Source organism: Streptomyces sp. NPDC005151, assembly GCF_053599875.1.
Map to the genome: position 1 here is coordinate 1 of NZ_JBSFYR010000156.1, position 9,967 is coordinate 9,967.

The following is a 9,967-nucleotide window of genomic DNA, read 5'->3' on the forward strand; positions in this document are numbered from 1 at the left end:
AGATCGAGACCGTACTGCGGGCGCACCCGGAGGTGGCCCAGGCCGTGGTGATCGCCCGCGAGGACACACCCGGCGACAAGCGGCTGATCGCCTACATCGTCCTCACCGACGCTGGGGACGGCAGCGGTGTCAGGGAGTTCCTGGCGCGGCGGCTGCCTGATCACATGGCCCCGGCCGCCGTCGTGGCGCTGCCGGAACTGCCCCTGACGACGAACGGGAAGCTGGACCGCAAGGCGCTGCCCGCACCCGATTACGCGGCCGGCGCCGGAGCCGGGACCGCGCGTCCGGCCGCGAGGCGGAGCCTGGCCACCAGCCTGGAGACACTGATCGGCGAGGTGTTCGCCGAGGTTCTCGGGGTTCCGGAGGTCGGCGTCGATGACGACTTCTTCCAGCTCGGCGGGCATTCGCTGCTGGCGGTCACGCTGGTCACACGGTTGAAGGAGAGGGGCGTCGCCACTTCTGTCCGGAACGTGTTCGCCGGTCCGACCGTCGCGGGCATCGTCAGCCAGTTGAGCCTGGCGTCGCTGAACGACTCGCTCGGTAGGGTCCTGCCGATCCGCGCCGAGGGAGACCAGCCTCCGTTCTTCTTCATCCATCCCGCCTCCGGCCTGAGTTGGTGCTACCGGCCGCTGACGCGGTTCGTCCCGGACGGCATCCCGCTGTACGGGCTCCAGGCCGCGGGGATCGACGGCAGCGGCACACTGGCGGGCACCATCGAGGAATTGGCGGCGGAATACGTTGAACGGATCCGCGCCATCCAGCCGAATGGGCCCTACCACATGCTGGGCTTCTCCTTCGGTGGAATTCCCGTCCACGAAATAGCCGTGCAGTTGCAAGCCGCCGGAGAGACCGTCGGCGCACTGGTCGTCATGGACGCCTACCCGAGTCGGGTCGGCGGTGCGCCCGAGCGGCCCCACGGCGAAGGCGTCGAAAACGTCGAAAACGTCGATCCGGAGAGCCACCTGCGGGAGACCGCGGGCCGGTTCCGTGCGGAGGTGGGGGAGGCCATTGACGGAATCTCCGACGAGGAGCTGCTGCTCATGGCGAAGATCTTCCGCAACAACACCGCGCTCAGAAAGAGCCACGAGCCCGGTGTTTTCGACGGGGACATGCTGCTCTTCGTCGCCGAACTCAGCGACGAGATCGACCCGCCGGACGGCCGGAGGTGGGAGCCCTATGTGCGCGGCTCCCTTTCGCAGGTCGGCCTCCCGTGCCGGCACACCGACCTCATGCTCCCCGAAATGCTGGGCCAGGCATGGACGGCGATAGCCGAATGGCTGGAATCCAGGGACCAGTACAGGAACCAGTAAGAGTGCTGCCCGCGGCCCCCGGCAACGAGGACCGCGGGCAGTTACCCGGGGTTGATCTCCAGAATCGGCTCGTTCGACAGGCCCGAACCGTGCATGCGCCGCATGCCGCACGGCACCGCGTATTTCAGGCCGAATCGGCGCCGCGCACCTGCTCCTCGAACTTCATCCAGTTCTCGGCATACTGTCGCGCCAGGTCAGCCGTCACCTCGGTGAAGTGTTCCGGCAGTGCGGCCATGAGTTCGGGCCACTCCTTCATGACAATCGCGTTCTGCTGAAGGAGCCGCAGCAGTTCGCGGCCGAAGTCCGTCGTCGACTACTTCGTCTCCTCGCTGGGGTTCACGCAGGCGGCGGAGGAGGTGGGCGTCGACCGGAGCTCCGCGCTGCTGCGGCAGGGCACCGTACAGCTCATCGTCACCACCGGCCCGGCGACGTGGAAATTCCTCAGCTCGCACGACGAGTGGGGCGATCTCCTTCTCCTCCAGCTGTTCAGTTCGCCGCACGAGCGCAACACGCTGTTCTACGAGCTGATAGAGCGCCGCGGCTCCCGCGGCTTCGGCAGCGGGAACATCCACGCCTTGTACGAGGCGGTGGAGCGCGACCTGCTGGCCGCCGAATAGACCCGTATAAACCACGGCGGCAGTGGCCCGCGCAGCCCTGGGGCGCCCCTCCGCCGAGGGGCGCCCCAGAGGTTCGAGGTGCCTGCCGCGGGCTATTCCGTACGCAGGGCCGTGGCCGTACGGGTGCGGGCGGCCCAGGTGGCCGGCAGGAGGGCGCCGAGGATGGCGATCAGCAGGCCGCCCAGGGCGAGGGGGACGAATTGGGCGGCGTGGAAGACGTCGACGTCCACCGGGGGAATGCGGGTGCCGGCCGCGTCGCCCATGACGGGCAGGATGTAGTGGTGGAGGACGATCCCGATCGGGACGCCCAGCAGGCCGGCCACGGAGCCGATGCCGGCGACCGACGTGATCACCATGGCCACGGTCTGCCGTGGTGCCATCCCGAGCGCCTTGAGTACGCCGAGGCTGTGCACCCGTTCGCGGGTGTCGAGTACGACCGTGTTGAGTACGCCGAGGCCCGCCACGAGGATCAGCATCAAGGTGAGTGTCAGGGCGATCGCGTTCATCGCCACGATCGTCGAGCTGTTCTGGCTGGTATTGGACATCGCCGTCGCGCCCAGCGGACTCAGGGCGGTGTTGAGCGTTTTGATGTAGGAGGTCCGGTCGGTGCCGGACTTCAACTCGACGTAGAACCGCTCGACCCGCGGCTGGATGCCCACCGAGGTCAGCGTCCCCGCGTCCGTCAGGACCCGCAGGCCGCCGTTGCCGGTCATCAGCGCCTCGCCGACGATCCGGACCGGAGTGCTGCGGCCGTCGCCCTGGAGGATGATGGTGCCGCCGACGTGCGTCCCGGTCGCCTGGAGGAACCGCTGGGCGACGACGATCTGGCCCGGCCCGGTGAACCAGTGTCCCGAGACCATCTGGTAGGCGCCCCAGGCCGAGTCGCCCTGGTAGGTACTGGCGGTGGCCGAGTCGGACAGGCCGGCGAAGCGCACGTCGGTGAACCCGGTGGCGAAGTACGCCTTGGTGCCCGACTGGCCCGCGATCGCCCGCGTGATCGCTGCCGGGTCGGCCTGGGCCGGCGGCTCCTGCGGCCCGCCGCTGGTGGGGGCCGGGCCCGCGCCGCCGGTCGGCGGCCCCCCGCTCTGGGCGACGACCTGGCCCGGTGCGTCGCGGTTGAGCCCCTTCTGGACGTCGCCCAGCGACGCGCCCAGACCGTAGGCGAAGGTGACGCCGATCGCGCCGAACATGATCGCCGTACCGATCGTCAGCGACCGCGCCGGGCGGGCGAACGGGCCGGCCAGCCCCAGGCTCAGCGCCCTGGGCATCGGCAGCCGGGCCGTCAGCCGGGCGGCGAAGCGGCCCCGCCCGGCCCGCGGAGTGCGGCCGACGGCCAGCGCTTCGATGGTACGGAGCCGCGCGGCACGTAGCGCGGGCGTCAGCGCGCTGACGACGACCAGGGCCAGCACCGCCACGGGCACCGCCACCTGGAGCCAGGGCGCGACCGTCAACGAGGGCGTGCCGTACGCCCCTTCGACCTTCCCCAGCAGCGGTACGGAGCCCAGGTCGCCCAGCAGCAGTCCCAGCGCGGCCCCGACCGAAGCCGGAATCAGCGCCTGCCCCACGTACGCGCGGCCGACCTGCGCCGGGGCGAAGCCCAGCGACTTCAGGATGCCGATGCGCCGCGTGCCGGTGCTGACCGCGCCGCTGACCACGATGCCGATAATGAGCGCCGACATGATGAGCGCCAGGACGCCGAACGCGACGATGAACGGTACGAAGCTCGCCGTCTGCTGGTTCACCACCTGCTTGGTGGTGAGATACGACTGGGAACCGGTCAGCGAGCCGGCCGGCGCGAGCGCTGTGACGGCCGCGCGGTCGGCGGTGATCTCGGCCTTGCTGCCGGCCTTGGTGAAGCGGTAGAGCATCTCGTACAGCGGCGTGGTGCCCGGCGCGGTCAGGGCGCCGATCTGCGAGGGGGCGACCCACGCGTCCGCGGTCTGCGTCACCGACCGGGCCAGGCCCACGACGGTCAGCGTGCCGCTGCCGGGCACGCTCGGGAAGGTCACCCGGGCGCCCACGATGTCCGGGTTGGTCCACTTGCCGGCGTCGAGCACGATCTGGCCGGGGCCGCTCACCCAGCGGCCCGCGGTGACGGTCAGCTCGTCGACCGGCCCGTCCTTCGCGGCCCGCCCGGCGATCGCCAGCGGGGCCGTCCCCGGGATGGTCGGTGCGCCGTTCGGGGTAACCCGGGGCGTGGCGGAGACCGACGCGTACGGTCCGGCGCTGGCGGTGACGCCGGAGGCGCGCGCGGTGGCCGTGACCTGCGCGGCCGACGCCTTCGCGCCGTCGAAGTAGCCGGTCAGGTGGGCGCCGTGCTGCTTGGCGAAGGCATGGTCGAACGGCTGCTGGGAGACCACCACGAGCGCGCCCGCCATGACCGAGGCGGCGACCGCCGTCATGGTGGTCAGGGCCAGCACGACGCTCTGCACCCGTCGGCGGCCGACGCCGGCCCGTACCACCTTGCCCAGAGCGCTCATCGCGTGCCCGCCAGGTTGTCGCGGGCGATCCGGCCGTCGACCAGTTCGATGGTGCGGCTGGCGCAGGCCTCGGCGAGCGCGAGGTCGTGGGTGACCAGCAGGATGGTCTGGCCGTCGGCGTTGAGGTCGGCCAGCAGCTTGCGGACATCGGCGCCCGAGGCGGTGTCGAGTGCGCCGGTCGGCTCGTCGGCGAGCAGCAGTGCGGGCCGGTTCATCAGGGCCCGGGCGACGGCGACCCGCTGGCGTTCGCCGCCGGACAGCCGGCCGGGGTAGGCGCGTTCGTGCCGGGCGATGCCGAGGTGTTCCAGGAGTTCGGCGGCGCGGGCGCGTGCCTCGGCCCGGCCCATCCCGAGCAGCTGGGCGGGCAGCAGCACGTTGTCCAGGACGGTCAGGTCGTCCAGCAGGTTGAAGAACTGGAAGACCATGCCGACCTTCTCCCGCCGGTAGCGGGCCGAGCCGGCCTCGCTCAGCTGGTCGACGCGGACGCCCGCGACGGTGACGCTCCCGTCGGTCGGCCGGTCGAGCCCGGCGATCAGGTTCAGCAGCGTGGACTTGCCGCTGCCGGACGGCCCGAGCACGGCCAGCGCCTCCCCGGCCCGTACCGTCAGTGACAGTCCGTCCAGCGCGGGAAGCCCGTCGTCGTACTTCTTGCTCACCTCGCGGATCTCGATGATCGGCGTGGTCATGGGGGTCCTCCAGGTGGCGGCTCTTCGGGTACGGGCCGACGTGGCTCGTCGGGTACGGGCCGACGTGGCTCGTCGGGTACGGGCCGACGTTAGGAGAGATCCGGGCCGCGGCGCGTCGGCCGCCGTGACGACGTCGGCTACCACGTCGGGCGGACCGGGCCGCGGGTCATCACAGCGATGTAGGCGAAAGATGTACGGGCGTCGCCGTCAGGTGGGATGCGTCGGCTTGGGCCGCCTGGGACACTGGCCCGGTGAACAGGGCTGACTTCGTGGAGCGGCTGCGCGGCAGCCTCGTCCGGATCCGTGGCGGCCTCGCGCCGAGGGGACCCGGCCTCGCGTACCGGGTGAGCGGCGACGCGCCGGCGGAACCGGGGCTCGCGCAGGCGGGAGCGGGGCTCGCGCAGGCGGGAGCGGGGCTCGCGCAGGCGGGAGCGGGGCTCGCGCCGGCGGGAGCGGGGCTCGCGCCGGCCGGCGACCGGCCCGCGCATCGCGTACGGGGGCCCGTACGCGACGGTCCCGCGCGCCTCAAAGCCCGCGTGAGCGTCCGCCCCGGCGACCCGCGGTTGGTCTCGCGCTGGTCCTGGGCCGCCGACGTGATTCTCGCGGTGTTCCTCTCCGCGGCCACGGTGAACACCGCCGGCAATTCGGTGCGCTTCGCCCCCAAGACCCTCCTCGTCCCCAAAACCCTCCTCACGCACGGTGCCCCGCAGACGCTGTCCCCGCCGCAGCCACCCGGCTTCGGCGGCCCCCAGTTCATCGCCGTCCACATGCCGCTGTGGCTGCTGGCCCTGGCCGCGCTGACGGCGCTGCCGCTGGTCGTGCGCCGCAGCTTTCCGCTGGTGGCCTACTGGGCCGTGCTGGGGACGACGGTGGCCTACCACTTCGCCGCGCAGTCCTACAGCGGCGTGGACGACACCGCCGTGTTCACCTTCATCGCCTGCCTGATCGCCGCCTACAGCGCGGCGATCTACAGCCCCTACCGGCAGGCGATGGTACGGAGCCTGATCGCCGGCGCCGTGCTGCTCGTGATCTTCCACCCGGACAACATCCCCTCCATCCCCCCTGGCTTCGTGCCGTTCGCGCTCCTCATCCCGGGCGGCCTGGCGGCCAACACGATCCACACCTGGCGGCAGCGGGTCAGTTCGCTGCAGGCGGAGCAGGAGGCGGCGACCCTGCTGGCGGTGGAGCGGGAGCGGGCCAGGATCGCCCGCGAGCTGCACGACGTGGTCACGCACAATGTCAGCATGATGACCGTGCAAGCCGGCGCGGCCCGAAAGGTGATGGACCGCTCGCCGGAGCTGGCCCAGCAGGCGCTGCTGGCGGTGGAGGCCGGCGGCCGCGCGGCGATGTCCGAGCTCCGCCATGCGATGGGACTGCTGACGATGCCCTCCGATCCGTCCGACCCCTCGTACCCCACCGATCCGGACGATCCGGCGGCGGCCGAACTCGCCCCGCAGCCGGGTCTGGGGCAGGTGGCCGTACTGGCCGGGCGGATACGGGACGCCGGGGTCCCCGTCGAGCTGGTCGTGTCCGGAACCCCCCTGCCCCTGCCGCCCGGTGTGGACCTGGCCGGGTACCGGGTGGTGCAGGAGGCGCTGACCAACACGGTGAAGCACGCGGCCGGCGCCGCCGTGACGATCACGGTGGACCACCGCCCCGACGAACTGCGGATCGAGGTCGCCGACACCGGCGGCACCCGGGCCCCCGCGATGGCCGGCAACGGCCGGGGCCTGATCGGCCTGCGCGAGCGGCTGTCCGTCTACGGTGGCACCCTCGACGCCGGCCGCCGGATCAGCGGCGGTTACCGGGTCAGGGCCGTGATCCCGGTGGGAGAGGCGTGAGCGATCAGCAGCTTCGCGTGGTGATCGCCGACGACCAGGCGCTGGTACGGACCGGGTTCCGGATGATCCTGGCCGCCGACGGCATCGAGGTGGTGGCCGAGGCCGCGGACGGCGAGCAGGCCGTCGAGGCGGTCCGGCGACACCAGCCGGACCTGGTGCTGATGGACATCCGGATGCCCGGGCTCGACGGACTGGAGGCCACCCGGCGGATCCTGACCGGCGCGCCCGGGGAGCCCCGGGTCGTCATCCTCACCACCTTCGACCTCGACCGGTACGTGTACGCGGCGCTGGCCGCGGGGGCGAGCGGCTTCCTGCTCAAGGACGTCACCCCCGAATACCTCGTCGCGGCGATCCGCCTGGTACGGGCCGGCGACGCGCTGCTCGCCCCGGCGATCACCCGGCGCCTGGTGGAGCGCTTCGCGGTACGCGACGGCGGCACCGCGCCCCTGCACCGCGACCTGGCCGCCCTCACCCCGCGCGAACTCGGCGTACTCCAGCTGCTGGCCAGGGGCCTGAGCAACGCGGAACTCGCCGCGGAGCTCCGGCTGAGCGAGGCGACCGTAAAGACGCACGTGGCCCGCATCCTCGCCAAACTGCGCCTGCGCGACCGGGCCCAAGTAGTAGTAGTGGCCTACGAAACCGGCCTGGTCACCCCCGGCTCCGGCCGCCCCACTCCTTCCCGCCCTGCTCCCGACCCCACCTGACTCCTCGACCTGGAGGAGTGTGCACGCCGACGTGGGAGGTGGGCATCCGTGGCCGCCACGGAACCTCCGTTCCGTGGCGGGCACGGGTGTCCGGTGACCGAATCCGACTCAGGGTGGCTCCAGCGACGAACGTTCGCTGTGTGACCCAACGGCACACTCACCGACACGCGAAGATCAGCTGCAGGGGAGAGCGTCACCATGAAGTCGTTCAAGCGGTTCAATTCCGGGCCCGCCACCACGCCGACGGCTGTGGTCCACAGTGATCAGGAGGCAGGGAGAGGTAAGTTGCGGCGCTGAGCGCCGGCGCGCTGGCTCTGTCGACCGGGAGCGCGTCCGCCGCGGCCGCGTTGATCCCCGTGACCGCGAATATCGGAGTGGGCGTCTACAGCGGCCCCACATGTCCTCCGGCAAGGTCGGTGTCCCGGACCTGAGATTCGGGGACGCGATCATCGCCAACTGCTGGGGTCGTGGCGACGACATCAACCGCAAGGGAAACGTCTGTTACCACACCTTGTCGGAGCGCTACACCGCCACCGAACAAGAACTGTTCGTCACCGGCCTCGTTGTTTCATGGTGACGTCCGGTCGATCTCGCATCCGTGATGTCGCGTTGATCCCGGTCCGAGGATGGTTCCGGTCAGGGGTGCGCGTCGGCTGTCGTGCCGGATGACGCCGGGTTCCACGGGCCCGGAAGCTGCTGGGACCTCCTCTCGGTACTCGTCGGAGGTGTTCGTGCCGGTCAGGTGGGGCGGGGCAGGGCGAGGATCCGCTGGAAGGCGGTGGTGATCGCCTTGGCCCAGGGCCAGGTGTCGGGGAGCTTCAGGCGGCGTTTGCGCTGGCCGCGCACGAGCCGGGCCGGGACGTGGAGGATCCAGTAGCGCAGAGTCTTTGGAGTCGCCCTGGCCTCTTCGCCGTCCAGGGCGAGGAGTTGGAGCCAGACGCGCAGGTCGGCGGCGAGCATCGTGGCGGTGAGCCAGGCGGCATTGATGCTGAGTTCCCGGGAGGGCAGTAGGCCCATCCCGGACGCCTTCTGGTCACGGATCTTCGGCTCGACGCGGGCGTGTTTGCGGTGCCGGCCGTCCAGAAAGGCGGCTTGTCCGCGGCGGCTGTTAGTCGCGAAGGTCTGGTAGCGCATCCCCACCTTGGTCTCGTAGGCGGAGGCGTCCTTCACGTAACGCGGGTGCAGGGGTTCCTTGCGGGCGATCACCCGATGCCCCTTGGGCCAGCCCGTCAGGTCACCGAGCAGGCCGGTGATGTCGGCGACGAATGCGTCCTCGCGCACGCCACCGTCGGGGCCGCCCCCGGCCGGCTGCCACAGGTTCTTCTTGTCGCAGAGTTCCACGGCGGCCTGCTCACGCTCGGTGAAGGACCAGCCGATGGAATACTCCCAGCGGAACGTCGGACTGGCGCGTCCGCCCGCGCTCGCAATCCAGTCGATCAGCTGATGGGAAAACCCGGCCCCGTCCACCCTGAATAGGATCTTCTGCCGTCGCCACCAGGGAAGTTGGGCCACCGCCCGGGACAGGACATCGATGTTCACAGCCGCGTCGTTGGCGGTCACGTTGCCTGGATGCAGCACAGCGGCGAGCTCTTCGCCGGTGTTGTCGCAGGTGGCGACGAACACGTGATGGCCCAGGAAGCCCTTGTAGGTGCCGCGGGCTCCTTCCTTCTCCGACGGCGTGGCGATCAGGGTGCCATCACTGTCGATCACGGTCCAGCCCGTCAGCGGCACCCCTTCGACCTCGACCTCGGGGAAGCCCTCGGGGCGGTCACGGAGCAGGCCGTGTACATGACGGCGTATCGCCGTGCGGGCCTGCTCGATCCGGCGCAAGCCCAGCTCGCCGACTTCCGAGAGCGCCCGCCACGCGGTGGGAAACGAAGCGACCGGGCCGAAGACCGGCCGCTGGTGCTCCAGCAGCCGGATGTCGCGGATGCAGGTGGCCCCCATCGTGATCGCCACCGCCAGATCGACCATCACCTGACCCCGGTCGTGCACCGCCACGAAGCCCGGCCGGGCCAGGGCCGCCGACAGCGCGCCGGTCAGACCCACCCGCTCCGCGAGAAGCCGCAGATGCACCCCGCCCACATGGCCGACTTGCCCCTTCCCATCCCCCGACATGGCCAGACCGCGCGTCCACTCGCTACTCTGCACGTGAAAGGTGCCCCCACCCGCTCGTGATCCAAGCCTTAGACAAGCCGGATCATCGCAGGTCAAGGCAATGCCGGTGAATTAGCAGAACCCTGCTGGTCAGGAGCTCGCCGTGGTTGGTTTGGGTGGATTTCACCCTTGGTGACGCTGGGTAGTTCGTCACGTTCTGATGAGGACTCAG

At 70.9% G+C, this 9,967-nt stretch carries 8 protein-coding genes; 5 read left to right on the plus strand and 3 right to left on the minus strand.

From position 1 onward, the window contains the following. Positions 1–1,310, plus strand: a 1,310-nt coding sequence (locus ACWD6R_RS38295; RefSeq protein WP_451822977.1) for an alpha/beta fold hydrolase, incomplete at its 5' end; no start/stop codon positions are given. 356 nt (positions 1,311–1,666) lie between these two features. After that, positions 1,667–1,927, plus strand: coding sequence for a hypothetical protein (locus ACWD6R_RS38300; RefSeq protein ID WP_451822978.1), 261 nt, complete (start codon positions 1,667–1,669; stop codon positions 1,925–1,927). Between the two features lie 92 nt (positions 1,928–2,019). Here the strand turns inward: ACWD6R_RS38300 and ACWD6R_RS38305 are convergent, their stop codons facing one another. Next, positions 2,020–4,407, minus strand: coding sequence for an FtsX-like permease family protein (locus ACWD6R_RS38305; protein WP_451822979.1), 2,388 nt, complete (start codon positions 4,405–4,407; stop codon positions 2,020–2,022). Further along, positions 4,404–5,093 (minus strand): ABC transporter ATP-binding protein, encoded by a 690-nt coding sequence (locus ACWD6R_RS38310; protein WP_451822980.1) that lies wholly within the window; start codon positions 5,091–5,093, stop codon positions 4,404–4,406. The genes ACWD6R_RS38305 and ACWD6R_RS38310 overlap by 4 nt, the downstream gene beginning before the upstream one ends. Before the next feature lie 251 nt (positions 5,094–5,344). Between ACWD6R_RS38310 and ACWD6R_RS38315 the strand changes: the two genes are divergently transcribed. The 3 genes from ACWD6R_RS38315 to ACWD6R_RS38325 all read left to right on the plus strand — a co-directional run bounded on the left by ACWD6R_RS38315 (position 5,345) and on the right by ACWD6R_RS38325 (position 8,215). Next, positions 5,345–6,934 (plus strand): sensor histidine kinase, encoded by a 1,590-nt coding sequence (locus tag ACWD6R_RS38315; RefSeq protein ID WP_451822981.1) that lies wholly within the window; start codon positions 5,345–5,347, stop codon positions 6,932–6,934. Continuing rightward, complete coding sequence (locus ACWD6R_RS38320; protein WP_451822982.1) at positions 6,931–7,638, plus strand: response regulator; 708 nt, start codon at positions 6,931–6,933, stop codon at positions 7,636–7,638. Before ACWD6R_RS38315 ends, ACWD6R_RS38320 begins: the two co-directional genes overlap by 4 nt. A 397-nt stretch (positions 7,639–8,035) precedes the next feature. Continuing rightward, a complete protein-coding gene (locus tag ACWD6R_RS38325) occupies positions 8,036–8,215 on the plus strand; it encodes a hypothetical protein (protein WP_451822983.1) in 180 nt (59 codons plus the stop codon). A 161-nt stretch (positions 8,216–8,376) separates the two neighbouring features. Here ACWD6R_RS38325 and ACWD6R_RS38330 read toward each other — a convergent pair whose 3' ends face one another. Then, complete coding sequence (locus tag ACWD6R_RS38330) at positions 8,377–9,756, minus strand: IS1380 family transposase (RefSeq protein WP_451822984.1); 1,380 nt, start codon at positions 9,754–9,756, stop codon at positions 8,377–8,379. Positions 9,757–9,967 lie beyond the last annotated feature (211 nt).